The sequence below is a fragment of the Kiloniella spongiae genome (assembly GCF_001026905.1).
GTDB lineage: Bacteria > Pseudomonadota > Alphaproteobacteria > Kiloniellales > Kiloniellaceae > Kiloniella > Kiloniella spongiae.
Genome location: NZ_LAQL01000074.1, coordinates 1 through 362 on the forward strand (window position 1 = coordinate 1; position 362 = coordinate 362).

Here is a 362-nt window from a genome sequence, read left to right on the forward strand (position 1 = left end):
AACTTGCCATCGGCCGCCATCTTGAAGTGCTCGCTGCCAATAACCGTCGCACCGCCAAAGCCCAACTTAACCGCACCATCTTCCTGTGTTCCCATTTCTATGGTCACGTCAGAAAGAGAAAATCCCTGAATGCCGAAAGGTTTGTGCCAAGTGCCTTTCATCTGACCTTCGACGTCTATACCAAGGCCTTCTTCCATGACCTCCATCTTGACACGGGAATCAAAGAGCAAGTTATCGCCGTGAACATTGGCATAAACACCAACTTCAATACCCAACTCGAAATCAAAATCTTGGCCTGATTCAAGGACATTGATAAAGAAAGCAATTTCTTCACCCGTTTGATAGGATGTACCATTGGGCAT

1 protein-coding gene is annotated in these 362 nt (G+C 46.7%); it reads right to left on the reverse strand.

Annotated features, from left to right (window positions below):
* A partial coding sequence (locus WH96_RS22260; protein WP_047766203.1) for a hypothetical protein occupies nucleotides 1-362 on the reverse strand: 362 nt, incomplete at both ends.